Genomic DNA, 25,268 nt, shown 5'->3' on the forward strand with positions numbered 1-25,268 from the left:
ACCCCCCCCCCCCCCCCCCCCCCCCCCCCCCCCCCCCCGGGGGGGGGGGGGCGCCGCCCGGGGGGGGGGGGCCCCCGGCCCCCCCGGGGCGGGGGGGGGGCCCCCCGGGGGCCCCCCCCCCCGCCGGGGGATCACCGGGTCATGAACTCGTCCAGGCGCAGCGCGCGGTCGACGATCCGGACGTCGCCGATCCAGCCGTGGAACACGTTGTCGAGCGTGCCGCCGTATTCGTGGCCGCCGAGGAGCCAGGTGAGGCCGAGCGAGGCGATGCCGACGGAGTCGGTGAAGGGGTTGTCGGCCACCGGCGAACTTTCGACGTACACCTTGGTGTGGTGCCCGTCGTTGACCACCGCGATGTGCCACCACTGGTCCTCGGCGAGGCCGTGGCTCCAGTTGGTGGTCGGGTAGGTCTGGCTGAGCGGGTAGCAGTTGAACTGCACCTCACGACCGTTGTTCGTGGTCATGAGCTGGGCCACCGGCTCCTTCGGGTCGGTGTTCTTGCCGTGCTTGCCCGCGTCGCCGGACGCGCCGCGGCGGACCAGGACGGGCATGTTGCCGTTGGCGCCGCCGTCCCAGTCGCGCGGGATCTTCACGAACGTCTCGATCGTGTAGCCCCGCTTGAACGTCTCGGTGTTCAGCGGCGCGCGCGAGCCCGTGGTCAGGTACGCGCCGTGCAGCGGGCTCCGGCCGCCGGCGAACCGGAGGCTGGCGTGGCCCGGCTGGTCGGGATGGTGGTCGTCGGTCCAGGTCAGGGCGTCGGGCGCGGTGCCGGCGACGGACTGCAACGTGAGGTCGTTGCCGTGGCCGGACAGGTCACGCACCTTCTGGCTGGAGGTGACGGGGCTGCCGTTCGGGCCGACGTTGTCGAAGCGCCAGTACGCGAGCGTGCCCGGCACGAGCACCTGGCCCGCCGGACGCGCCGGGCGGACCGGCACGGGGATGAAGCCGGAGAAGCGCTGCTCGAAGTCGAACGGCGTGGAGAAGCGGTCGACGGCCGTGGTGAGCCGCGACTCCAGCACCTCCATGCGGTTGCGCTTCGCGGGGTCCTTCTCGAGGATCCACGGCGAGATCGTCTCGACGTCGATCGTGTTGCGCTCGAGGTCGAAGTGGTACAGGCGCAGCATGCCGCCGCCGCTCATGTACCGGTTCTGGTAGTTCGTGATGTGCAGGTGCACGTCGTTGCCGGCCGCGTTCTTCTTCGTCATGCGGCCCGAGGGCCAGTAGTGGCCGTTGAGCGTGAGGAAGATCTGGTCGTTGTCCTTGATCAGCGAGTCCCACACGGTCTGGCCGTAGTCGGTGATCTCGGCGTTGTTCTCGGCGTCGCCCGACTCGTACGGGTAGACCTCGTCGCCGTAGGTCGGCGCCACGATCTCGTGACAGGTCAGGATCACCGGCAGGTGCGGGTTCTTCTTGATCACGCTGTCGGCCCACGCGAAGCCCGCGGCCGACGTGCGCCAGTCCATGGCCAGCAACAGCCACTCGCGCCCGGCCGCGCGGAAGACGTGCGCGGTGTTGTAGCCGCTGGTGTCGGAGCCGAGGAACGACTTCTGCCGGCGGAACCGCTGCGGGCCCATGGTCTGCAGGTACGGCGTGGTGCCGCGGGTGTCGTCCCCGGACACGTCGTGGTTGCCGGCGAGCACGCTGTAGGCGACGTTCGCCGAATCGGCCAGTTTGAACGTCTTGTCCACCGCCTGGAACGACGTGACGTCGGCGTCCTGCGTCAGGTCGCCGAGGTGGGCCAGGAAGACGATGTTGTTGTCCGGTTTGCCGCTGTTCTCGATCACGTAGCGCAGCGATGCTTCCTGCGGCTCCGGGTTGATGCTGTTCTGGCTGCCCCAGTACAGGTACTGGGTGTCCGGCATCACGGCGACGGTGAACTGGCGGCTCTCGCCGTCCGGGTTCCACCGGCCCCTGTTCGCGCTGTCCACGGTGTTCGTGTTGTCCGTGGTGCCGGCTTCGGCCGGTGTGACGCCGAGCGCACCCAGCGCCGTCGCGCCGACGCCGGCCAGCCCCGCGTTGCGCAGGAAGGACCGTCGGTTCGGGCCCGGCTGGTTTTCGCGCATGATCTGCCTCATTCGGTTTTCCAGGGAGAATCCTTCGGCGACCGGACGCTATTCCCGTCTGCTTGAGCCGACACGAACAGCAGATGGCCTGCTCACGACGGCTCCCTTACGTCGCGCAGCCCGTTCGCCGTGCCGGGGGCGATAGCCTCTACATGCGCTGCCGAGCCCGGCCTGGAGGTGAGCTGCGATGGCGTCAGCCGGCGACACCGTGACGACCGAGGTGATCATCGCCGGGGGCGGCCCGGTCGGCCTGACCCTCGCGCACGAGCTGGGCTCGCGAGACGTCGACTGCCTCGTCGTCGAGCCGCGCACGCAGCCGGACCTCGCTTCGCCGCGCTGCAAGCAGATCAACCCCAAGTCGATGGAGGCCTACCGGCGGCTCGGCATCGCCGGCGCGATCCGCGACCACGCACGGCTGCCGTTCGGCTGGTCCGACTCGGCCGTGTTCTGCACCAGCCTCACCGGCGAGGGCCTGGTGCGCTTCGACGGCATCTTCGCGCTCTCGGACGTCCAGCGTGACGACCTCGCCGAGCCCGCCCAGTGGTGTGCGCAGAACCGGCTCGAGGAGGCCCTGCGCGCGACGCTGCCGCAGCGGGCGAGTGTGTCGGCGTGGTGGGGCTTCGCGGTGACCGGGGTCAAGCAGGACGTCGACGGCGTCACCGTCACGGCCGTCGACGGCGAAGGCAACGAGCGGCGCGTCCGGGGCAAACACCTCGTCGGGGCGGACGGCAGCCGCAGCGTCGTGCGGCGCGAGCTCGGCATCCGGCTTTCCGGGCGCAGCCACGAGATCCGCAACCTGCAGACCATCTTCAGCGCGCCCGGGCTCGGCGAAGCGCACCCCCACGGCCGCGCCGTGCAGTACTGGGTGGTCAACTCGGAGGTCAACGGCCTGATGGGCCGGCTCGACACCGAGGACACCTGGTGGGCGATCATCATCGGCGCCGCCGCGGACCCGGACACCGCGTCCGTCCGCTCGGCGGTGCACACCATGATCGGCGCCGAGCACCCGATCCGGATCACCGGCGTGGACCCGTGGCAGGCGCGGATGCTCGTCGCCGACCGCTACCGCGAGGGCCGCTGCTTCCTGGCCGGCGACGCGGCCCACCAGAACCCGCCCTGGGGCGGGTTCGGCGCCAACACCGGCATCGGCGACGCGGTCGACCTGGGCTGGAAACTCGCGGCGCACCTGCGGGGCTGGGCCGGGCCCGGACTGCTCGGCTCCTACGAGACCGAACGGCGGCCGATGGCCGAACGCGCGATCGCGGAGGCCGAACGCAACATGCGGGTCCTCACCGGGGAACTCGCCCACCCCGCCCTCACCCGGTCCGACGCCGAAGGAGCGGAAGCCCGGAGCAAGACCGCGGACCTGATCCGGCAGACCAAGGCCGCCGAGATGTACACCGTCGGGTTCGTCCTCGGCGCCCGGTACGACGATTCACCGCTCATCACCGGTGACGACCGGCCGGAACCCGTGGCGCCGCCGTTGGAGCACCGGCCGTCGGGCAAGCCGGGAAACCGCTTACCTCACCTGTGGCTGGACCGCGAGCGCTCGCTCTACGACGTCCTCGGGCCCGGATTCACCCTTCTCGAGGTCGCCGCACCCGGCGCGCCGGACTGGGAGGACGCGGCCGCGTCCGTAGGTGTTCCCCTGGCGCGGTACCGGCTGAACCGCCCCGATCTCCGGGAGCGCTACGGCGCCGCGTACCTCCTCGTCCGCCCCGACCGCCACATCGCCTGGCGCGGCGACACAACACCACCCGACGTGGCGGTGATCCTCGACCGGGCACGCGGCGTGGTGCCGGCCCGGTGACCGCCACCCCCGTTCACGGCCGCAGGCCGTTACGGTCACCGGACCGGCTCTCACGCGCGCCGATGGCCTAGGCCACCGCCGCGCCGATCGATGCGCACACTTTCCGCTTCGGCACGGTTTCCCCCTTGAATCGTCCAGCCAGGCCGGCGTGTTCGAACGTAACCAGCGGGCGCCCGGTGTGGCGAGGCACAGACTGCACAGTGAGCGCCGCGGCGGTTTCTCGCTGACCAGTGAGCGCGGTTCAGAGCGTGCCGAGGGCGCGCATGGCCAGCCACAGCTCGTGTTTGGCGCTGGGCGCGTGCAGCAGTGACCGTCCGAGCACCTGCTCGATCCTGGCCAGCCGCTTGCGCGTGGCCGGCGCCGAGATGGCCAGGGCCGACGCGGTGGCGGGCAGCCGGGTGTCGGCGCGCAGCCAGGCCCGGACCGTCTCGGCGCCGGCCGGGAGCCCGGCCCCTTCGAGGGGAAGCAGCTGGGATCGGGCCCAGACGCCGGCGGCCGGGGTCGCCAGCAGGTCGTCGAGCGTGCTCGCCGCCGGTGGTGCGGTGAAGGTCCGGTGGACGGCGTGCAGGCGCAGGGCGAGCCAGGCGGCCGACTGGTCGGCGACCCGGGTCAGGTCCAGGCCGAGCAGGCCGTCGAGCAGGCGCAGGCGCGCGTACAGCGTGTTGCGGTGGATCTTGAGGTGGCGGCCGGCGCCGCTGTCGAAGGTGAGCCAGGAATTCAGCGTGGCCAGGAGCTCTTCGGCGCCGGGATCGGCCCGCCGCGCCGGGACGTGGGTCAGGCACGGTGCCAGGAACCCGGCCGCCCAGGCGGGCCCGCGGCCGCCGAGGAACGGCGTGAGGCCGGTGTGCCGATCGAACCGGGCGTACCGGCCGGGCACACCGCGGGCCACCGCCAGGGCGTGGAACGCTTGTTCGTAGCCGAGCGCGGTCTCCTGCAGCGGCATCTCCTGGCTCGCGCCGACCCGTGCTTCCGGGGCGCGTTCGGCGATCAGCCGGTCCAGGCCGCGGTGCTCCCGCTCCGGCGGGACGAGCGCGATCAGGTGGTGGGGCTGCACGGGACAGGGCACGATCCACGCCCGCCCCCGCGCGAAGCGTTCGATCTGGTCGGCGACCTGGAGGCGCCGGCCGGCCGGGCACTCCACGACGTACACGCGGGCCAGGCTCGGCAGCTTGGGTCCGAGGGTCGCGGCGATCCGTCTCGCGGCGGCCAAGCTGCCGGCCATGAGCAGGTGGAGCACGGCCTCACGGCTCTGCGTCATCGCCGACGCGACCCGGCCGCGGGCCTGTTCGGCCTCCGCCAGCCGCCAGCACAGGCCGAGGAACCGCGCGGCGTCGGCGAGCAGGACGCTGTGCCGGCGCTCCGACCGGCCCGCGACCACCAGGTACGGCGCCCGCCCGGCCTCGTCCCCGGCGTCGAGGCGGACGACGTCGATCGGGTCCGGCTCGCCGCCGACCACCGCCGAAGGTGTTCCGCGGGGGTGCATGCCGGCCACCGCGGCGGCGGCCGCAGCCAGGATCGGCGGGCGGGGAGCGGACCGCTTTGCGGGTACCGCGAGAGTTCTGCCGTCCACGTCGAGCAGCGCGGCCGTTCCGCCGGTGCGCCTCGCGAGCCAGTCGAGCAGCGCGCCGACCGCGCCGGGCCCGGCGGACAGCCGGGAGAGCGCGACGATGTCGTCGGCTCGATCAGCGGTCACCCGACCTCGCCCGACGTCGACCACCCCCTGGGGCACACGAACTTTCACCTTAACCGGACCTTTTCGTGACCGGAAGGCCCGGCCCGGCGCGCTCGGCGCCGGGCCGGATCCCGGCCGCGCTAGCCGAAGTTCACGTCACTGCACCACATGTAGGTCTGGTCCTGGTGTGACGCCTGCCAGATGGTGAACACGACGTGGTGTCCCGTGTAGACACCCGAGGTCTGGACCGTGAACGTGATGTCCTTGGCGGGGGCGTACCGGCCGGTCTGGGTGACGAGGTCGAGGTTGCCCCAGCCGAGGCGCTGGGTGGCCGGGTCGAACCCGTTCTTGCTGACGTAGACCCGGAGGAAGTCGGCGCCGTGGCTGGCCTGGTCGTACAGGTGCATCGAGAAGCTGCTGCCGAGGCTGGTGGTCTTCCACGGGCCGGGGGTGTTCAGGGAGTTGTTGCGCGACAGGGCGTTGCTGCAGAGCTGGCCGTCGGGCGTCGCACCCTGGAAGTTGCCGCCGAGCCCGTCCCGCAGTGCGCTCATCCAGTTCCACATGGTGTCGGCGTTGGCCTGGAAAGCCTGCCAGCACATGGGGTCCTGCTGCTGCATGGCCGGGTTCGTGTGCTGGCTGCCCCAGTCCTGCCAGCACTGGTAGGCGCGGGTGGCGGGGCCGACGATGGTGCCGTGCGCCGAAGCCGCCGGCACCCAGAGGAACATCCCGGCCAGCGCGGCGACGAGCACTGCCAGGACGCTCCGTCGCCGGACGGTGGCCGCAAGGTTGGTCCGTGTACGCATGAATGGGCCTCCATTCGTGATGAGTGGTGGTGATCCATTGGGAGCGCTCCCAGCGTGCGTGACAGAGTATCGGTGATCCGGCAAAACTTCAACGAAGCGCGGGTGATTGCGGTGGCCTGTTTTCCGCGGGAGGTCAGCGCCCTGTTGGCGAGATCAGGGCTCGGCGGCAAGCGGGGGGCGTCTTGCCGCCGAGCCGAACTGTCGGAGATCGGGACGGTCGGGGGGCCTGCCGGACCGATCACCTCAGCACTGGTCAAGAGGGCCGGGCGCGGTCGAAATGACGGCTCGGACCGGACATCACCGAGATGGGTGACACGCCGGTGTCCGGGACCGGCCCGGACCTGCGCAGAAGCCGCTTGACGTGTCAGCCGGGGGAGGGGGCGCCGAGCATCCGGGCGGCGAGTTCGGCGTAGGACTCGCCGAGGGCCTCGGGCGAGTCCGCGCCGTCGAGGCGGTACCAGCGCACCAGGTCGATGCCGAGCGACAGGATCGCGCGCACCGTCCGGTCGATGTCGGGCACGTCGAAGACGCCTTCCCGGGCGCCGCGCTCCACGGCCGTCTGGACCACCGCGGAGAACTGCTGCCGGAGTTCGAGAACCTCGCCGAAGTGCGCCGGCTCGAGCGCCGCCAGTTCGTACTGGCAGACCCTCGCCACGGTGTGGTGGCGGGCGTGCCACGACACGTGCCCGGCCACCAGCCGCCGGAGGTGGCGGCGGGTGTCGCCGTCGTCGTGCTGGGCCGTCAGCGCCGCGAGGGCGCGCTCGTGGCCGGTCCGCGCGATGTGGAACAGCACGGCCTCCTTCGAGGAGAAGTGCACGTACAGCGAACCGGGGCTGAGGCCGACGACGGCGGTGATGTCGCGGGTGGTGGTGGCGTGGAAACCCTTGCGGGCGAAGCATTGCACGGCCGAGGACAGCAGCGCGCGAGCCACCGCGGAGGTGTCTTCTCCCCAGAACTCGTCCGGGACCGTCTCGGGCCCGAGGTTGGTCGTGAGCTCCATCGCGGCCGCCGCCGGGTGTCTCCCGCCACCGCGGCGGCGCTCTTTCGCGGGCATCGCTGATCTCCCCTCCGACAGGGGTCCGGGCTTGACACACCCCGGCCCCGCGGTCATGGTAACTGGGCGCTTAGTTACTCGACCTACGGAACTGTCGACGATGACACAAGGAGAGGTCACGATGGGACAAGCCGCGTCCAGGCAACCGACCGTCGTGGCCGACGGCTTCTCCTACCTCGAGTGCCCGAGGTGGCACGACGGCCGGCTGTGGGTGTCGGACTTCTACACCGAGAAGGTCGTGGCGATCGACAGCCGCGGCGGCACCGAGGTCGTCGCCGAGGTTCCGCAGCAGCCGTCGGGGCTGGGCTTCCTGCCCGACGGGCGCCTGCTCATCGTGTCGATGCGCGACCACCGCCTCCTCGTGCGCGACGAGTCGGGAAAACTGGCGGAGCACGCCGACCTCTCCGGCGTGGTGTCCGGGGTGCTCAACGACATGGTCGTCGACGACCGCGGCCGCGCCTGGGTGGGCAACTTCGGCTTCGACCTCATGGGCGGCGCGCCGATGCGCTACACCACGCTCACCCGCGTCGACCCGGACGGGAGTGTCGCCGTCGCCGCCGAGGACCTCGGGTTCCCCAACGGCATGGTGATCCTGCCCGGCAATGTGCTGGTCGTAGCGGAGACCTTCGCCGGGCGCTTGACCGCCTTCGACATCGGCGAAGACGGCGAGCTGAGCGGCCGGCGCGTGTGGGCGCAGTTCGGGGAGACACCGCAGACCGACGACGTCGGAGAGGCGGTGGAGCGCCTCGAAGTGGCGCCCGACGGCATCTGCGCCGACGCCGAGGGCGCGATCTGGGTGGCCGACGCCGTCCACAACCGCGTCATCCGGGTCGAAGAGGGCGGCCGGATCCTCGACGAGGTCGACGCCGGCACCGGGGTCTTCGCCTGCATGCTCGGCGGCGACGACGGCCGGACGCTCTACCTCTGCGCGGCGCCGTCCTTCCCCGAGCACGAACGCCGTCCGGTCCGCGAGGCCCAGCTCCTCGCGGTCGACGTCGAGGTCCCGCACGCCGGCCTGCCCTGAACCAGCCCCGTCGAACCGGAGGGCCCGCATGGACGTCTCCTGCGCTTTCCCGACCGCACTGGATTCCCCGGCCAACATCGTGGTGGCCGAAGAGCTGGGTTACGCGCGGGCGTGGGTCTACGACACGCCCCAGCAGAGCCCCGACGTGTGGATGACCCTCGCACTGGCCGCCGAGCGCACCGAGCGGATCGGGCTCGCCCCCGGCGTGCTGGTGCCCAGCCTGCGCCACCCGATGGTCAACGCCGCGGCGACCGCCACCCTCGCCGCGCTGGCGCCCGGCCGTGTCGCGGTCTCCTTCGGCACCGGGTTCACCGGCCGCCGGGCGATGGGGTACCGAGCGATCACCTGGGCCTACATGGAGTCCTACATCCGCGCCTTCCGTGGGCTTCTGCGCGGCGACGTCGTCGAGTGGGAAGGAGCGCAGATGCAGATGCTGCACCCCGACGGCCACGCGCCCGCCCGCCCGGTCGACGTCCCGGTCCTGATCGGGGCGCTGGGGCCGAAGGGGCACCGGGTGGCCAAGGAACTCGGCGACGGGCTGTACGTCACGCTGCAGTTGCCTGAGTTCCTTCGCGAGTACTCGTGGGTGCCTTATTTGGTGTGGGGCACGGTGCTCGATCCGGAAGAGCGCACCGACACCGAGCACGCCCGCCGGGCCGCCGGGCCCGGCTGGGCGTTGGCTTACCACGGCGCTTACGAGTTCGGCGGTGCGTCCGCTGTGCGTGCTCTCCCGGGTGGCACGGAGTGGCTGGATGTGGTGGAGCAGACGCCGTCGGAGCGGCGGCATCTCGCGGTCCATAGTGGACACTGTGTGGAGCTGGGGGAGGCTGACCAGGCGGCCTGGAAGGCCGGTGGGCATACGATGCTGCGGGATGTCACGATGAGCGGTACTCGTGAGGAGATCCGGCGGCGGTTGGATGAGGTTGCCGCTCGGGGGGTTACCGAGATCGTTTTTCAGCCTTGTGGGCCTGATGTTCGGTCTGAGCTTGAGAAGTTCTTCGACGCTGCTAGTGGGTAGCTGCTCTCCGGCGTTGGTTCTCAAGATGCGGCTTCGCCGGGGCGTGGGAAATCGGCGCTTGCTCGTGGTTGCTTGTCGCTCGGTGCGGGAGCGCCGATTCCCCACGCAACGGTGTCCCTGCCGGTGTTGCGCTTCCACCTGATCGAGTGATGAACATTCGTTCGATCATCGGTAATCTTGGTGTGTGGACAGCGAAACGGTGTGGCAAGCAGATGCGGTGGCCTTGGCCGACCGTGTCTCCGCGCTGCTCACTGTGGTGCGGTCTGCTGAGGCTGAGATCGGTTCGCTGCTGGTGGAAATCGAGTCTCGCGGGGTTATGGAGCTGTTCGGGTATCGGTCTGTTGCGCGGTTGTTCGAGCACTTGGCTGATGTTCCCAAGGCTGCTGCCGAACGCGTCGTGAAACGAGCGCGGGCGGTCAATCCTGGGTGTGCTCTCGATGGCAGTCCGGTGCCTGCTGTTGCTCCCGCCACCGGGGTCGCCGCCCTGGATGGCCGGTTGAGCAACCCGATGATCGACACCATCGTTGAAGCCCTGACCCAGATTCCACCCGAACACCGCGACAATGCTGAACGAGACTTGCTGTCCTTCGCCTCCGAAGCCGGGCACAAGCAAGTCGCAGCGTTGGGGGCGCGGATCGTCGCGCACCTCGATCCCGACGGTGCTGAACCCGAGCTCACCGAGCCCGCCACCCCCAGCCGGGAACTGTCGTTGCGCCGTAAGAGATCCGGGGTGTGGGAGCTCAACGGCCGGTTCGACGATGAGACCGGCGCCCGCGCCAGCGCCCTCCTCGACGTGCTCGCCCAACGCCGCACCGCCGACGACGGCCCCGACTTCCGCTCCCCGCAGGAACGCTACGGCGATGCCTTCTCTGACGCGATCGACCTCGCTCTCAACTCCCCGGACCTGCCGACGCAGGCTGGTGAACGAGCACACGTGATGGTCGCGGTCTCGCTGGAAGACCTTCGGTCCGGCATTGGCCGGGCAACTCTCGGCGACACCGGCCGCATCTCCGCAGCCGAAGCCCGGATCCACGCCTGCGACTGCAAACTCATCCCGGCCGTGTTGGGCAACAAGAGCGAACTGCTTGATCTCGGCCGCTCACGCCGCCTGGTCCCACTCAAACTTCGCCGCGCCCTCTACCTCCGGGACCGCGGCTGCGCCTTCCCCGGCTGCCATCGCCCACCCCGGCACTGTCAAGGTCACCACATTCGCCACTGGGCTGACGGCGGCCCGACGGATCTGGGCAATCTGGTGCTGATGTGCGCCCATCACCACCGGTTGCTGCACCGCTCCGGCTGGGAAGTCCGCATCGCCACTGACGGTCTACCGGAGTTCTTGCCCCCGGTGTTCCTGGATAAGCGCCGAAAACCTCGGCGCAACAACCTTCACCAACCCCTACCGTTCGCGGCATGACCAACCGAACAACGGGAAAGGCCCGCAGCCAAACGGCTACGGGCCTACACCCACGCCCGGGAGCCGTTGAGGTGGTTGAAGCAAGCTCAGTCACCTCTGCCAACCGTTGCTGTTCGCGCCTTGGCTAATTGAACGGGGTAGGCCCGCCGCCGCCGGCAGCGGGCCTACGCCCATGTCGTGGGCCGTTGAGCTGGTTGATGCAGACTCAACCACCCCGCCAACTGTTGCCGTTTGCGCCTTGACCAGTCCGCGGGTAGGCGCGCAGCAGCCGGCTGTGGGCCTACACCCATGCCCGTGAGCTGTTGAGGTGGTTGAAGCAAGCTCAGCCACCCCGCCAACTGTTGCCGTTCGTGGCTTGACTAATTGAACACGGGATCGGCCCGCAGCTAGTGGTTGCGGGCCTGCACCCACGCCCGTGAGCCGTTGAGCCGGTTGAAGCGGCTCAACCACCGCCACCAACGCTTGCCGTTAGCGGCGTGACCAACCGGCCAACGGGAAAGACCCGCAGCCACCGGCCTACCCCACGTCGCGAGCCAAGCAAACTCAACCACCTACAAGAAACTCCCTAAGCAGGCACAGCCGCCCGCATAGGAGCCCGCGCAAACTCCGCCATACCCTCCTCAAACCCAACCGAAGGCAGCCAGCCCAGCTCCGCCTTGATGCGCCGCGGAGACGCGACGATATGCCGCACGTCGCCGATGCGATACTCACCAGTGATCACCGGCTGCGGTGTGCCGCGCGCCGCAGCCAGGGCGCCCGCCACCTCTGCAATACTGCGCGGGTCGCCGGTCGCCACGTTGAACGCGCGGAACCCCGAATGCTGCGCCGACAACGCCGCCACATTGGCCGATGCGATGTCGCGGACGTGGATGAAATCCCGGCACGGCTTGCCGTCCTCGAAGACGCGGGCTGCCGTTCCGCGCTCCACGGCCGTGCGGAAGACGGCCGTCACGCCGGAATACGGGCTTCCGTGGGGCATGTTGGGTCCGTAGACGTTGTGGTACCGCAGTGCGACCGCCTGTCCTCCGGTCTCGCGGGCCCACGCGCCGACCAGGTGCTCCTGGGCCAGCTTTGTCACCGCGTAGACGTTGCGGGGCGGGTCGAGCGGATCGTCCTCCTCGACCGGATTGTCCACTAGCGACAAGTCGCATTCCGGGCAGGTCACCTCGAACCGGCCCGCGTCTAGGGCCTCCTTAGCTCGGCGGCCGGGCCGGACGCGGCCGTGCGCTGGGCAGTCGTAGCGGCTGTCGCCGTAGATCACCACTGAGCTGCCTAGCACCAGCTTGCCGAGACCCAGCTCGGTCATCGCGGTGACGAGCTGTGCGGTGCCTAGGTCGTTGCACGTCACATAGCGTGCCGCGTCGCGGATCTCCTTGCCGCGGCCGACCATTGCGGCCTGGTGGCACACCACGTCGATGCCGCGCAGGGCCGAGGCCACTGTGGACTCGTCGCGCAGGTCGCCGTGCCGGAATTCGACTCCGGTGGGGAACTCCGGGGGTGCGCCGGACGGGTGGACGTGCGGGAGCAGCGCGTCCAGGACCCGGACCTCGTGCCCCGCGGCCACCAGGGCCTCGACGACGTTGCGGCCGATGAACCCGGCGCCGCCTGTGACCAGAACTCGCATTCCGCCTCCCGCGTCTTGTGGCTTCCCACGTTCTTCGGCGGTGCTCGGCCCGGACTCGAATGCGGCTGGACCCGCGCGCCATACGGTCCAGCCGTCCGGGTCACGGAGGCGGACGTGGCGAGAGGCTGTGGTGCTGATGCTTGGTCGGGTGGTCGTGGACGGCACAACCGACACGGCGGTGGTGATCGGAAGTGCGGGGTTCATCGGACGCCGGCTTTCGGCGACGCTCGACCACGCGCGGGTGCGGACGGCTTGTTTCACGAGGCAGTCGAGGTTCTTGCGCGACGGCGAACTGGCCGACTCGATCGCCGGCGCCGGGACGGTGTTCTACCTCGCGTCCAGCATCAACCCGGCGCTGGGGGAGAGCCACCCGGAGCTGGCGCGGGCCGACCACGTGCTGTTCAGCACGCTGCTCGATCGGCTGCGCCGCCGGGACAACCCGCCGACCGTGGTGCTGACGAGCTCCGGGGGCACCGTGTACGACCCGGCGTTCGCGCCGCCGTACGCGGAAAGCTCGCCGCTGAGACCCTCGGGCGCCTACGGGCGGGCGAAGATCGCCCTCGAAGAGGAGCTGCTGAGCCACGCGGGTGAGCTGCCGGCGGTGATCCTCCGGATGTCCAATGTGTACGGTCCGGGCCAGCCGACCGGGCGCGGCCAGGGGGTGCTCGCCCACTGGCTGTCCGCGGCGCTGGACTCCCGGCCGCTGCGGCTGATCGGCGACGTGAACGCGACCCGCGACTACGTCTACGTGGACGACGTCGTCGACGTCATGCGGCGGGTGCGGGGCGCCGAGCCCGCAACACCCCTGATCCTCAACATCGGCTCCGGTGTGCGCACCTCGCTCACCGGCCTGCTGGACGTGGTGCGCTCGGTCGTGGCGCTCGACCTGCGGGTGGAGTTCCAGCCGAGCCGGCTGTTCGACCGGCAGGACGTCTGGCTCGACGTCGGCGAGGCGGAGCGGGTGCTGGGCTGGCGACCTGACACGTCGCTGAAGGAAGGCGTGGCGGCGACCTGGCGGTCCTGGCTCGCCGGTGCGGCCGTCACCGCCGGGGTCACCGAGCTCCAAACGATTTTCGAGACCATCTGACCAGGCTGTTCCGGAGTAACCCGACTGCAGAGCGAGGGACCGAATGTTAGCTGAACTGCTCGCCCGTTCCGGCAAGGTACTGCTCGACAGCGTGCCGCCGGACGGCCGGAAGTACTGGGCCGCGCGGTTCTGGGACCGGGCGGCGGCGGAGCAGCACCCGCTGCTGCGGGAGCACTTCCTCAGCCAGAAGGACACCATCGGCAAGTACCTCGAGAAGTACGGCGCCGAAACCGGGCAGGTGCTCGAGTTCGCCTGCGGCACCGGTGAGTTCACCGGTCTCGCGGCGACCCGCACCGCGGCGAAGAGCATCACCGCGCTCGACATCTCCCAGCAGGGCCTCGACATCGTGCGGGGCCGGGTGCAGCACGAGGACCTGAAGCTCGTGCTGGGCGACTTCTGGGCCGAGCACGATCTCGGCACCGCGGATCTGGTGATGTGCGTCGACGCGATCCACCACCTCGGCGACGTCCGGGAGGTGCTGCAGCGGCTCAAGACGTTCATGGCGCCGGGCGGGATCTTCGTCGGGAACCTGTGGACCCGCGACAACTTCCACGACTTCGAGCGCAAGCGCTACGGGACGTTCAACCACCTGCGCCGCACCGCGGGCTTCTTCAGCACGGCCGTGGTCATCCGGGCGTCGGGCGGGCGGATGAAGACCGGCGCGTACCGGACGCAGCTGCTGACCAGCGCGGAAGGCACCGCCATCCTGAACGACGTGTTCGGCGAGGTGCTGGAGCTGGACGTGCACCCGCACTTCATGTCGTTCGTGGCCACAGCCTGACGCCGATCGTGAGTGGCGGGCGGGTGGACAACCCGCCCGCCGTTCACGAAGCCTGCGCGACGACCTCTTCGAGCAGCCGCGCCTGGGTCAGCAGGTTGCCGTGCTCCACCGCGCGTCCCGCCGGATCGCCGATCAGGCTCGCGAAGTACACGAGGACGTTGCGGAACTGGTCGTCCGCCGGGAGAACCCGCTCTTCCCGCACGTCTTGTGACTCCAGGCGGAGCACGGGACGCGTCGTGGGCGGCGGGGTGAACGCCCAGTCCAGGGTCAGCCGGCCTTCGCTGCCCCACACCGACATCGTGCTCCGGTAGGCGTGCACGAACCCGAACGAGCACTGGGCGGCCACCGTCCCGCCACGCAGCAGCGCGCTCCCGGAGACGTCCACGCCGCCGGAGCGCACGAGCATCGCGCCGGCCACCTCGGGGGTGCCGAGGTAGGGCCAGGAAGCCCGGATCGGGTAACAGCCGGTCTCCCGCAGTGACCCACCACCGAGCTCGGCCTGGTACCGGATCCCGGACGGCGCGGTCGGCGGGATGCCGAAGTCCGCCGTGATCAGCCGAGGCTCGCCGAGCACACCCTTCGCCACGAGTTCCGCCACCTCGGCGTGCTGCGAGTGGTGAGGGAACGGGAAGTTCTCCATGACCACGAGGCCGCGGGCGGACGCGCGCGCGACCAGCCGGGCGGCCGCGGCCGTCCCGATCGTCGCGGTCTTCTCCACCAGGACGTGTTTGCCCGCTTCGAGAGCGGCCTCCGCCCATTCCTGGTGCAGCGCGTTCGGCAGCGGGATGTACACGGCGTCCACGTCGGGCCGCTCCAGCAGCGCCGGATAGCCGGTCACCGGCTCACCGCCGAACCGGGCGGTGAACTCCGCCGCCTTCGCCGCCGACCGGCTCGCCACCGCGGTGACCCGCAGGCCCGCGGCGGCCATCGCCGGGACCGTCTTGCGGGCGGCGATGTCGGCGCAGCCCAGGATGCCGAACCGCGGCCCGGTCACCACTGGATCGGCAGCTCGGCCGGCCGGGGGAACGCGGTCGCGAGGTGCCACCGCAGCTCGTCCACCGGGGTGCCCAGCGCGAGCGGGATCCGGCGCGCCACCAGGGTTTCCAGCAGCACCCGCAGTTCCAGCCGGGCGAGCGCGGCGCCGAGGCAGAAGTGGATGCCCGCGCCGAAGGCCAGGTGCGGGTTGTCGGTGCGGTCCAGCTGCAGCTCGTCCGCCTCCGCGAACGCGGACTCGTCGCGGTTCGCGGAGTTGATCAGCGGGATCACCGGCTCACCGGCCCGGATCGTCACCCCGCCGAGCTCGACGTCCTCGAGCGCGATCCGCATCGAGCCGAACCCGCCGGCGACCTGGCTGTAGCGCAGCGCCTCTTCGACGGCCGTGGTGATGAGCTCCGGGTCGTCCACCAGGGACTGGTAGCGCGCCGGGTCTTCCAGCAGGTGCACCAGAAGGTGCGACGCCGCGCTGACCGTCGTGTGGTAACCGGCGATCAGGATCGTCATCGCGAGTGTGCGCAGCTCCTCGGCGTCGAGCGAGTCGCCGTCCTCCTGGGCCTGCAACAGCCGGGTCAGCAGGTCCTCACCCGGCCGGGCGCGCTTGCGCTCGATCAGCCCGGTGAGGTAGCCCATGAGCGCGCCGGCCGCCTCGCGCGCCGCGTCGGCGTCCGCGCCCGGTCCGCCGACGGTGAGCACCTTGTCGCCCCACTGCCGGAACCGGGCCTGTTCCTCAGGTTCGACGCCGAGCAGCTCGCAGATCACCGTGATCGGCAGCGGCAGGGCCAGCGCGGTCACCGCGTCGGCCTGGGACCCGGCGGCCAGCATCGTGTCGACGAGGTCCGCGGTGATCTCCTCGATCCGCGGCCGCAGCGTCTCGACCCGCCGCTGCGTGAACTCGCGCGAGGCCAGCTTGCGCAACCGGGTGTGGTCCGGCGGGTCCAGGTTCACCAGCGACCGCGAGCCGCGGTGCACCGGGATCAGCCTCGGCGCGTCCGGCCGGGTCATCGCTTCCTTGCTGAACCGCAGGTCGGTCAGGACCGTCCGGACCTCGGCGTGCCGCAGGACGAGCCAGCCTTCATGACCGCCGGGCAACTGCACCCGGGTCACCGCGGCCTGTGCGCGCAGCTTCGAGTACTCGTCGAGCGCTTCCCCGGGGGTGCGCACGCGGAAGGGGAACGCGGGCAGTGTCGTCACGGCTTCGGTCATCGGGGTTCCTCACCATTCGATCGGTTCGCGGGAGCGGAAGAACGTGCCGGTCGGCCCGTCGTCGGGCAGCGTGGCGGCCCAGGCGATGTCGGCGGCCGCGGTGGCGGCATCACCGTCGGCCTCGGGCATCATGCGAGTGCGGACCCGGCCGGGGTTGACCGCGTTGACCAGCACCCCGCGGCCGCGGGCGCTGTTCGCGAGCAGCACGGTCACGGCGTTCAGCGCGGTCTTGGACAGTGAGTACGCCGGTGCGCCGGCGAACAGGCCGTGGCTGAACGCGCCGGTGCCGCTCGACACCATGACGATCCGGCCCCAGCCCCGCTCGAACATCCCCGGCAGCACGGCCTGGGACACCCGCAGCGCGCCGAGCGCGTTGACCGCAAGGGTTTCGGCGACGAGCTCGGGCGGGACGGACTCGGGCGGAGCGCCTTCGTCGAGGAGCACCCCGGCGTTGTTCACCAGGACGTCGACCGGGCCGGCCTGCTCGAGCGCGGTGAACACCGAGCCGGCGTCGGTGACGTCGAGCTGCACGGCCCGGCCGGTTTCCGCGGCCTCGGCGTCGGCGAGCCGCCGCGCGGACGCGACCACCTCGAACCCGGCGGCGGTGAGGTGCCGGCAGACGGCGAGCCCGATGCCGCGCCCCGCGCCGGTGACGAGTGCCCTCAAGACGGCCCCGCACCGAGCAGGCCCGCACCGTGCAGGGCATCGGTGAGCAGGTCGAGCTGGCGGAGATCGGCCGAACACGGGAAGAGCACGAGCTCCTGGCAACCGGCGCCGGCGTATTCGGCGGCGGTGCGGGCGAGTGCGTCCCGGGTGAGCAGCGTTTCGCCGATGACCCGCTCCGCGTAGCGGCCCATCCCGCGGTAGCAGCCGCCGAGGTAGTCGCGGGCCAGCGCGCTCCCGTCCGGGCCGAGTGCGAAGTACGCCAGGGCGACCAGCCGGGGCTCGTCCGTGCGGCCGGCCTCGGCCCAGGCCTTGTGCAGCCGGGTGAGCCGGTCGGCGTACGGCTCGGCCGAGCCGCTCCCGGAGATCCACCCGTCCGCGAGGCCGGCGGCCCGCCGCATCGCCGCCTCGGAGTGCCCGCCGACCAGCACCGGCGGGGGCGCCGCGGGGGTGGGGCCGATCTCGCCGTCGCGCCAGGTCCGGCGCAGGGTCGTGACCAGCTCGTCCAGGTTCCGGCCGCGCCGGGTGAACGACGTGCCGGTGACGTCGAAGTCGTCGCGCCGCCCGCCCGCGGCGAGCCCCAGCTCCAGCCGGCCGCCGGACAGCTCGTGCAGGGTCGCCGCCTGCTTGGCCAGCACGGTGGGGGAGCGGGTCGCGCCGAGCAGCACCGTCGTGGTCAGGCGGATCCGGCGCGTCGCGCCGGCCGCCACCGCCAGCGTGGTGAGCGGCTCGTGGTTCGGGTAGACGATCCGGTCGAGCACACCGAGCGTCGAGAAGTCCCTCGCCTCGGCGGTCGTGGCCCAGTCGAGGACGTCCGCGCCGCTGGCGCCCGGCACCATCGCGGGCAGGCCGACACCGATCCGCATGCAGGTCTCCAGACTTCCGGCGGCAGCTTCGCGTCGCATGCTCGGCGCGCCGACTCGAAACTCGTTGGGACGCGGCTGGGACGCACCGCCGCGGTGTCGAGCCGGACTGCAGCGCGTTTCGACCGGCGGTGACGAGCCTGGGGCCGCGCGCGCGTGTCCCGCTCGTGCGTCCGTTCCAGAGGAAGAAGACCGTTATGTTGCGCTTGTCCCTGCGGCGAGGTGTGGTGGTGACGGCCGTCTTCACCGCCACCGCCGTCCTGACCGGCGGTGCCGCCGCGTCCGCCTGTGATCCCCGGACGTTGCCGATCGCCGGCGCCACGGCGGTGCGGGCCGCCGACGGCAGCTACCAGCTGAGCTGGTCACCCGCCGGCGACGTCCGCTCGGCGTCGGTCTACGCCGCCACTCACCCGATCGAAAAGGCGCAGGACGGCAAGCTGGTCGCGAAGGACGCCGCGGGCGCGGCGACGGTGACCGGGCTGGCGCCGACGTCCCGCTGGTACTTCACGATCGTGCCGGTGGCGGCGAAGCTGGGCGAGGGGGTGGCCGCGAAGCTGGTCAACCTCGAAGGTGTCAACAACGCCCGCGACCTGGGCGGCTATCCAGCAGCGGGCGGCCTGCGCATCCGCTGGGGCACGATCTTCCGCTCCGCGCGGCTGACGCCGGCCACCACGACCGGTCGTGAAGAGATCGCCGGCCTGGGGATCAAGGACGACCTGGACTTCCGCTCGACCGCGGAAGCGACCGCCGAGGGCCCGGACCCGATCCCGGCCGGCGTCACCCACGTCGCGGAACCGGTCGGTGACCCGGACCAGGCGGTGCCGCCGGACCCGAACACCCCGCCGTCCACCGGTGACCTGATCGCGGACAACTACCGGCTGCTGGTCTCGAACCCGAACCTGGGCCACCAGTTCACCGACGCGCTGGCCCACATCGCCGACGCCCGCCAGCGCCCGCTGCTCTACCACTGCACCGGCGGCAACCACCGCACCGGCTGGATGACGGTGATCCTGCTCAAGGTGCTCGGCGTGTCCGACGACGTGATCCGCCAGGACTACCTGATGTCGTCGGGCACCACGATCGGCTACCTCGACGCGGGGTACGACCAGGTCGCCCGCGACTACGGCTCGTTCCCGGCCTACCTCACCGCGCTCGGCATCACCGACCAGCTGACCCGGCAGCTGCGGACCGCGTTGCTGGAGGCCCCGCGGTGAAAACGACCACTGTGGACGTCCTGGTGGCCGGCGGCGGCCTGACCGGGCTCGCCGCCGCCACCTTCCTGTCCTGGCTCGGCGTGCGCACCGCCGTGGTGGAGCGGCACTCCGGGTCGCTGATCCACCCGCGGGCGCGCAGCATCAACCCCCGCACCGCCGAGCTCCTCCGCCAGGTCGGTCTCGCCGCCGCGGTCACCGACAGCGGCGGCTACGTGAGCGAGCTCCCGTCGGTGTACCTGCTGCGCGCGGTGACCCTGGCCGGCGAGGAGCTCAGCCGCACCGAGCAGCGCCCGCCCGCCGACGCGGGCGGCGGCGCGGAGGTCAGCCCGTCCGGGTGGGGGATGATCGACCAGGACCGGCTCGAGCGCGTGCTGCGGGAGCGGGCCGAGGAGCTCGGCGCGGACGTGCGGTTCGGGCACCGGCTCGTCGCCCTCGACCAGGACGAGACCGGCGTCACCGCGACCGTGTCCGCTGTGGATGGTGAACACCGGATCCGCGCCGCGTACGTGATCGGCGCCGACGGGAACGGCAGCACGGTGCGGTCGCTGCTCGGCATCGGCCGGCACGGGCCCGGCAAGCTCAGCCACGTCGCGAGCATGGTCTTCGACGCCGACCTGTCCGGGCCGATGCGGGGCCGCCACGACCCGGCGAACGGGCAGTTCGTCGCGTCGTGCCACCTCACGACGCCCCACGAAGGCACGGTGCTGTTCCCGCACGGCGGCGACCGGCGCTGGGTGTTCAACACGCCGTACTTCCCCGAGCGCGGTGAGCGCATCGAGGACTTCGACGACGAGCGCTGCGTGGCCGCGATCCGGGCCGCGACCGGGGTGCCGGACCTGCCGGTCTCCCTCGTCCCGCAGCTGGAGAACGGCGTGCGGGTGCTCGGCTACGAAGTCGGCGCGCTCGTCGCGGACACCTATCGCGCCGGGCGGGTGTTCCTCGCCGGCGACGCCGCGCACGTCATGCCGCCGACCGGAGCGTTCGGCGCGGGCACCGGCATCCAGGACGCGCACAACCTGGCCTGGAAGCTCGCGCACGTGCTGACGGGCCGGGCGGGGGAGGCGTTGCTGGACACCTACGACGCCGAACGCCGTCCGGTCGCGGAGTTCACGCTGGGGCAGGCGCTGCTGCTGATGAGCGCGCGTGGCGGGGCCAAGGTGGCCGCGCCCGCCGGGCACACGCCGGTGCCCTACGACGCCGCGGTGTTCGGTTACCGCTACCCGGGCCCGTTCGCTTCCGGCGACGGACCCGTGGCGCTGCCTCCCGCCGAGCTGACCGGCCAGCCGGGAACGCGGGCGCCGCACCTGCCACTCGGCGACGGGTCCACGCTCGACCGCTACGGCCGCGAGTACGTCCTGCTCGCCGGCACCGAAGTGGACACCGGGCTGCAGTCCTACGTGCTCGAAGGCACCGAGCTCGCCCGGCACGGCATCACTGCCACCGGCGCGCTGCTGGTGCGTCCGGACGGGTTTGTGGCCTGGCGCAAGGAAACCGGCTTCACCCCTGGGGATCTGGCTGCCGTGCTCGCGGCGCTGGACTGTCGGGAGCCGGTGACGGCCTGAACCGCACTGAAGCGCCTTCGCCGGGTAGTCCGGCGAAGGCGCTTCAGCGTTATCGGGGGAGTGGTCAGACCAGAGTCTCCAGCAGGGCCTGCAGGGTGGCCTTCGGGTCCTGCCCGGAAGCCGTCGTGCGCCACGCGACAAAACCGTCCGGCCGCACCAGCACCGCACCGTCCGGGGCGACCCCGTAAGCCTTGGCCCAGTCGGCGCCCTCGTCCGGCACCAGGTCACGGCCGATCCGGAACGAGCGCAACGGCACCGCGGTCTCCGTCGCCACCACCGAGGCCGCGTCGTGCCACTGCTCACCCTCGGGGCCGGCCAGCAGCACGTACGAGCCGAAGAACAGCTCGACCGTCGAGACGCGCTTTCCGTCACGGCGGAGCCACACGTGCGGGGCCCGGGTGCCGGGCTGGCCGGTCAGCTCCAGGTGCGGGGTGAGCACCGGGCCGTCGTCCGGATCGGCGATCGCGGACGACGCGTACCGGTACCCGAGGGTGACGATGATGTCGTCGACCATCCGGGCCCGGTCGGCTTCCGAGGCGTGGCCGTGCCGGATCCGGTTGCGCAGCAACGCCTGGTCCGCCATGGCCGTCCCGAGTGGACGGCGCTCGGCGTCGTAGCTGTCGAGCAGCCGTTCCCCGCCCCAGCCGCGCAGGACGGCCGCGAGCTTCCACGCCAGGTTGTGCGCGTCGTGGATGCCCGTGTTGGCGCCGAACCCGCCCGCGGGCGGGTGCACGTGCGCGGCGTCCCCGGCGAGCAGCACCCGGCCGGACCGGAACGTGGTGGCCACCCGCTGGGCGCCTTCCCACGGCACGGTGCCGACGATCTCGACCTCGAGGTCGGGCACCCCGGCGGCATCCCGCACCACCTGGATGCAGCGTTCCTCGGTGAAGTCGGCCGGGGACTCCTCGGCCGGGTCGTAGAGCGCGGCGCCCGCCCACGGGTCACACCCGTGCAGCCGGGACAACGTCATCACCGTCGGGCCCTTGGTGGCGTAACACAGGATGAACTTGCGGTCGTGCATCACGCTTTCCAGGCGGGGGGCCCGGAAGTAGATGCTCAGGGCGTGGAAGACCGTGCCCCGCCCCTCCTGCGGGATGCCGAGCGTGCGCCGGACGAAGCTGCTCGCCCCGTCGGCGGCGACGAGGTAGTCCGCCTCGATCGTCCGCCGTGTGCCGTCGGTGACGGACTCCAGCTCGGCGGTCACGCCGTCCTCGTGGGTGGTGAGGGAGACGAGCTTCGTGCCGAACTCCAGCGTCGCGCCACCCGCGCGCGCCTTCTCGGCCAGCACGCGCTCGTAGCGGTCCTGGCCGCAGCCCATCACCCGCTGCGGGCTGATCTCCGCTCCGTCCAGCGAAGGCGCCTCGACGACGTCGGCCGTGTCGATCTCGGCCAGCGTCGGGGTGCGGAGGATGCCGCCCTCGAAGTACGGGTGGGAGTCACCCATCTCGAGTGCGCGGATCTCCTGCTCGAGGCCCGCCGAGGCGAAGATCTCCAGCGTCCGGGCCTGGATGCCCGGTGCGCGGGGCAGCCACGACGTGGAGTCGCGGCGCTCCACCAGGGTCGGGGTGATGCCGTGCTTGGTCAGGAACAGGGCGGTGGACAGGCCGACCGGCCCGCCGCCGACCACGAGGACGGGCACCCGTGCGGAGCTCATGCGGGTTTCCTCGCGATGACGAGGGTGTCGTGGTCACCCAGGCGCACGGTGTCCACATCGGACAGCCCGGCCGCGGCGAGGTACTCCTCGCACTCGGCGAGGGTGTACTCGGACCCGCCGGGTGACAGCAGCTGCATGTTGAGGCTGATCATGGTGTTCCACGAGTCGGCCGGCGCCGGCTCCAGGAGCATGTCGTAGATCAGCAGTGCACCGCCGGGGTTCACCGCGCGCGCCATGCGCTGCACCAGCTCGGTCCGCTCGGCCGGGCCCCAGTCGTGCAGGACGTGCCCGGTGACGACGACGTCGGCCGCGGGCAGCTCGGTGGTGAACGCGTCACCGCCGGCGAACCGCGCCCGATCGGTGAGCCCGAAGCCGGCGATGTGCTCGTCGAACATCGGCTCGATCGGGGGCAGGTCGAACACGGTGCCGGACAGGTGCGGGTGGGCCTTGAGCACCTGCGCGAGCAGGTTGCCGCGCGCGCCGCCGACGTCGAGCACGGTGCGGTGGCCGCTCCAGTCGAACTTCGTCGCCAGTTCCGGGGCCAGCGGCCCGGACACCGCGTCCATCATCCGGAGGAAGTTCCGCAGGTGGTCGGGGTTGCCCATCATCTTCTCGAAGGCGGCCGTCTGGTCTTCACGGCCGGCCAGCTGCGGTTCGCCGGTGCGGAGGAGCCCGGACAGGTTCTCCCACGCCGGGTACATCATCCGGTTCGCGCGCTCGAGGAACGCGCCGCCGTAGGTCGGCTTGGCCTTGTCGAGGTACAGGTCGGCGGCCGCGCTGCCGGTGTACTTCCCGTCTTCGTGGTGCACAAGACCGGTGCAGGCCAGCGCGGTCAGGAAGTCCCGGGCGGCGCGGGGGTGCAGCCCGAGCTCGGCGCACAGCTCGTCCTGGGTCGCGGGACCGGCGGCCAGCCGGGTGAAGAGGCCGAGCTCGACGGCGGCCAGCACGACCTTCGCTTCGGCGAACGCGATACCCAGCCGGTTGATGTCGTTCAAAGTGGACGGACCGCTCACATCGGTCTCCTTTCGAGGCGTCGCCGGGAAGGACACCACCGGGCGCTCGAAAAAGACTCGGGTCCGCGTGCGGCGACGAGTCCGCCGCCGGCCTCGCGCGCGTGGCCGGCCGCGCGCGCGAGGCCGCGAGTCCTTCTCCAGTCACGCTCGAATCCGCCGCCGCATGCTCCCCGGCATGGTCCTAGGTCGCCCACGCTGGTTCGTCACGTTGTTCCTCACGGATATGTGGGAGCGCTTCAGCTTCTTCGGCATGATCGCGATACTCGCGCTCTACGCCGCGGCGTCACCCGCGAGCGGCGGGCTCGGCCTGCCGATGGGAACGGCGGCCGCGCTCTTCGGCGCGTACGTCGGTCTCGTCTTCATGGCCGCCATGCCCGGCGGCTGGCTCGGCGACCGGGTGCTCGGCGAGCGCCGGGCGGTGGTGATCGGTGGCTCGGGCATCGCGCTCGGGCACTTCACCATGCTCGTCCCGGCCGCCGCCGCGACGTGGATCGGCCTCGGGCTGATCGCCGCGGGCACCGGGCTGCTCAAGCCGAACATGCTCGCGCTGCTGGGCCGGTTCCACGGACCCGGCCAGAGCGCGCAGCGGGAGTCGACGCTTTCGCTGTTCTACGTCAGCATCCAGCTGTCCGCTCTGGTCGCGCCGCTGGTGACCGGGTTCCTGGGGGAGACCATCAACTGGCACCTCGGGTTCGCCGCCGCCGGGGTCGGCATGACCTTCGGGGTGGTGCAGTTCGTGCTGGGCAGCCGGTCCTTCGGCAAGCTGGGACGCGAGCCGGGCCACCCCGCCTCGACCGCCGAACGCCGCAAGGCCGCGCTGGTCGCCGGCGTGTCCACGATCGTCGTCGCGGCACTGGCGGCCGCCGACGTGCTGGCCGGCACCTTCACCCTGATGCACGTGGTGATCGCCATGGGCCTGCTGTCCCTGCTCGCCCCGGTGGCCTACTTCCTGATCCTCCGCCGCAGCCCCGCGCTGAGCGTGCCGCAGCGGCGCCGGGTGTCGGCGTTCGGCTGGGTGCTCGCCTCGACCGCGCTGTTCTGGATGTTCGTCATCCAGGGCAACTCCCTGCTCAGCCTGTTCGCCGCGCACTCGACCGACCGGCAGCTCGGCGGGTTCACGATTCCCGCCGGCTGGTTCGCCTCCGCGACCCCGTTGTTCATGCTCCTGCTGGCGCCTGTCCTCGCGGTGCTGTGGACCCGGGCGGGTGAGCGCATCTCGCTCCCGGTCAAGATCGCGGCCGGCCTGGCCGCCGCCGCGGGGTCGATGCTGCTGATGAGCGCCGCGTCGGGGCTCGCCGACGGCGGCCTGGTCTCACCCTGGTGGCTGATCCTGGTCTACCTGCTGCTCGCCGTCGGCGAGGTGGTGCTCGCGCCGGTCGGCCTCAGCGCGTCGGTGGACGTCGCGCCGTCGACCTTCGCCGGGCGCACGATGGGGCTGTACTGGATGTGCTCGGCCTTCGGCGCCGGCATCGGCAGCCAGATCGTGCACCTCGCCGACGTGCTCCCGCGGCCGGTGTACTACCTCGTCCTGGCGGGCGCCGGCCTCGGCTCCGGGCTCGCGCTCGTGCTCGCCCGGCGGTCGCTGACCACCCGGCTCGCCGTGCCCGCCCCGGAAACCCCGGTGGCGCCGGTCGCGGCCGTCGCGGCCCGCTGAGTTCTGACTCGAGAAGCGGGGGGGGGGGCGGGGGGGGGGGGGGGGGGGTGGGGGTGGGGCTGGCGGTGAGGTGTAATATAAACGTGGGCCAAGTTG

General features: G+C 71.5%; 20 protein-coding genes. 9 read left to right on the plus strand and 11 right to left on the minus strand.

Annotated features, from left to right (window positions below; translation table 11 throughout):
* Positions 1-131 precede the first annotated feature (131 nt).
* A complete protein-coding gene (locus ACIA5G_RS53680) occupies positions 132-2,063 on the minus strand; it encodes a LamG-like jellyroll fold domain-containing protein (RefSeq protein WP_395938320.1) in 1,932 nt (643 codons plus the stop codon).
* Between the two features lie 187 nt (positions 2,064-2,250).
* Here ACIA5G_RS53680 and ACIA5G_RS53685 point away from each other — a divergent pair, with 187 nt between their 5' ends.
* Positions 2,251-3,873, plus strand: a complete 1,623-nt coding sequence (locus tag ACIA5G_RS53685; RefSeq protein ID WP_395938322.1) for an FAD-dependent monooxygenase — start codon at positions 2,251-2,253, stop codon at positions 3,871-3,873.
* Positions 3,874-4,114: 241 nt separating this feature from the next.
* Here the strand turns inward: ACIA5G_RS53685 and ACIA5G_RS53690 are convergent, their stop codons facing one another.
* From ACIA5G_RS53690 to ACIA5G_RS53700, 3 genes are all read right to left on the minus strand, one after another.
* On the minus strand, positions 4,115-5,566 hold the full coding sequence (locus ACIA5G_RS53690; RefSeq protein ID WP_395938324.1) for a helix-turn-helix domain-containing protein: 1,452 nt from the start codon (positions 5,564-5,566) through the stop codon (positions 4,115-4,117).
* A 119-nt stretch (positions 5,567-5,685) separates the two neighbouring features.
* Positions 5,686-6,348 (minus strand): lytic polysaccharide monooxygenase, encoded by a 663-nt coding sequence (locus tag ACIA5G_RS53695; protein ID WP_395938326.1) that lies wholly within the window; start codon positions 6,346-6,348, stop codon positions 5,686-5,688.
* A 364-nt stretch (positions 6,349-6,712) separates the two neighbouring features.
* The gene (locus ACIA5G_RS53700) at positions 6,713-7,402 is read right to left on the minus strand and encodes a TetR/AcrR family transcriptional regulator (protein ID WP_395938328.1); all 690 of its coding nucleotides are present in this window, start codon (positions 7,400-7,402) and stop codon (positions 6,713-6,715) included.
* A gap of 121 nt (positions 7,403-7,523) precedes the next feature.
* Here ACIA5G_RS53700 and ACIA5G_RS53705 point away from each other — a divergent pair, with 121 nt between their 5' ends.
* The 3 genes from ACIA5G_RS53705 (at position 7,524) to ACIA5G_RS53715 (ending at position 10,858) form a co-directional block, all read left to right on the plus strand.
* Positions 7,524-8,426, plus strand: a complete 903-nt coding sequence (locus ACIA5G_RS53705) for an SMP-30/gluconolactonase/LRE family protein (protein WP_395938330.1) — start codon at positions 7,524-7,526, stop codon at positions 8,424-8,426.
* Between the two features lie 28 nt (positions 8,427-8,454).
* On the plus strand, positions 8,455-9,444 hold the full coding sequence (locus ACIA5G_RS53710; protein WP_395938332.1) for an LLM class flavin-dependent oxidoreductase: 990 nt from the start codon (positions 8,455-8,457) through the stop codon (positions 9,442-9,444).
* Positions 9,445-9,628: 184 nt separating this feature from the next.
* Positions 9,629-10,858, plus strand: coding sequence for a DUF222 domain-containing protein (locus ACIA5G_RS53715; RefSeq protein ID WP_395938334.1), 1,230 nt, complete (start codon positions 9,629-9,631; stop codon positions 10,856-10,858).
* Positions 10,859-11,423: 565 nt separating this feature from the next.
* Here the strand turns inward: ACIA5G_RS53715 and ACIA5G_RS53720 are convergent.
* Positions 11,424-12,482 carry an NAD-dependent epimerase/dehydratase family protein gene (locus ACIA5G_RS53720; protein WP_395938336.1) on the minus strand — a complete coding sequence of 353 codons (1,059 nt, stop codon included), beginning with the start codon at positions 12,480-12,482 and terminating at the stop codon, positions 11,424-11,426.
* Positions 12,483-12,636: 154 nt separating this feature from the next.
* Here ACIA5G_RS53720 and ACIA5G_RS53725 point away from each other — a divergent pair, with 154 nt between their 5' ends.
* Both ACIA5G_RS53725 and ACIA5G_RS53730 read left to right on the plus strand, forming a co-directional pair.
* Positions 12,637-13,569 (plus strand): NAD-dependent epimerase/dehydratase family protein, encoded by a 933-nt coding sequence (locus ACIA5G_RS53725; protein WP_395938338.1) that lies wholly within the window; start codon positions 12,637-12,639, stop codon positions 13,567-13,569.
* A 43-nt stretch (positions 13,570-13,612) separates the two neighbouring features.
* Entirely contained in the window at positions 13,613-14,350 is a 738-nt protein-coding gene (locus ACIA5G_RS53730) for a class I SAM-dependent methyltransferase (RefSeq protein WP_395938340.1), read from the plus strand.
* Between the two features lie 43 nt (positions 14,351-14,393).
* Here ACIA5G_RS53730 and ACIA5G_RS53735 read toward each other — a convergent pair whose 3' ends face one another.
* The 4 genes from ACIA5G_RS53735 to ACIA5G_RS53750 are packed head-to-tail and all read right to left on the minus strand — an operon-like array spanning position 14,394 to position 18,078.
* Positions 14,394-15,344 (minus strand): Gfo/Idh/MocA family protein, encoded by a 951-nt coding sequence (locus tag ACIA5G_RS53735; protein ID WP_395938342.1) that lies wholly within the window; start codon positions 15,342-15,344, stop codon positions 14,394-14,396.
* On the minus strand, positions 15,341-16,549 hold the full coding sequence (locus ACIA5G_RS53740; protein WP_395938344.1) for a cytochrome P450: 1,209 nt from the start codon (positions 16,547-16,549) through the stop codon (positions 15,341-15,343). The genes ACIA5G_RS53735 and ACIA5G_RS53740 overlap by 4 nt, the downstream gene beginning before the upstream one ends.
* A gap of 9 nt (positions 16,550-16,558) precedes the next feature.
* Positions 16,559-17,215, minus strand: coding sequence for an SDR family NAD(P)-dependent oxidoreductase (locus ACIA5G_RS53745; protein WP_395938346.1), 657 nt, complete (start codon positions 17,213-17,215; stop codon positions 16,559-16,561).
* Complete coding sequence (locus ACIA5G_RS53750; protein WP_395938348.1) at positions 17,212-18,078, minus strand: LLM class flavin-dependent oxidoreductase; 867 nt, start codon at positions 18,076-18,078, stop codon at positions 17,212-17,214. Before ACIA5G_RS53750 ends, ACIA5G_RS53745 begins: the two co-directional genes overlap by 4 nt.
* Before the next feature lie 194 nt (positions 18,079-18,272).
* On the opposite strand from ACIA5G_RS53750, the gene ACIA5G_RS53755 reads away from it, so the two are divergent.
* Complete coding sequence (locus ACIA5G_RS53755; protein ID WP_395938350.1) at positions 18,273-19,289, plus strand: tyrosine-protein phosphatase; 1,017 nt, start codon at positions 18,273-18,275, stop codon at positions 19,287-19,289.
* A complete protein-coding gene (locus ACIA5G_RS53760; RefSeq protein ID WP_395938352.1) occupies positions 19,286-20,851 on the plus strand; it encodes an FAD-dependent oxidoreductase in 1,566 nt (521 codons plus the stop codon). Before ACIA5G_RS53755 ends, ACIA5G_RS53760 begins: the two co-directional genes overlap by 4 nt.
* 64 nt (positions 20,852-20,915) lie before the next feature.
* Here ACIA5G_RS53760 and ACIA5G_RS53765 read toward each other — a convergent pair whose 3' ends face one another.
* Together ACIA5G_RS53765 and ACIA5G_RS53770 are read right to left on the minus strand one after the other, a co-directional pair.
* Entirely contained in the window at positions 20,916-22,505 is a 1,590-nt protein-coding gene (locus ACIA5G_RS53765) for an FAD-dependent monooxygenase (RefSeq protein ID WP_395938354.1), read from the minus strand.
* On the minus strand, positions 22,502-23,518 hold the full coding sequence (locus ACIA5G_RS53770; RefSeq protein WP_395938356.1) for a methyltransferase: 1,017 nt from the start codon (positions 23,516-23,518) through the stop codon (positions 22,502-22,504). The genes ACIA5G_RS53765 and ACIA5G_RS53770 overlap by 4 nt, the downstream gene beginning before the upstream one ends.
* Before the next feature lie 175 nt (positions 23,519-23,693).
* On the opposite strand from ACIA5G_RS53770, the gene ACIA5G_RS53775 reads away from it, so the two are divergent.
* Positions 23,694-25,172 (plus strand): peptide MFS transporter, encoded by a 1,479-nt coding sequence (locus ACIA5G_RS53775; protein ID WP_395938358.1) that lies wholly within the window; start codon positions 23,694-23,696, stop codon positions 25,170-25,172.
* Positions 25,173-25,268 lie beyond the last annotated feature (96 nt).

This window comes from Amycolatopsis sp. NPDC051758, assembly GCF_044453095.1.
Classification (GTDB): domain Bacteria; phylum Actinomycetota; class Actinomycetes; order Mycobacteriales; family Pseudonocardiaceae; genus Amycolatopsis.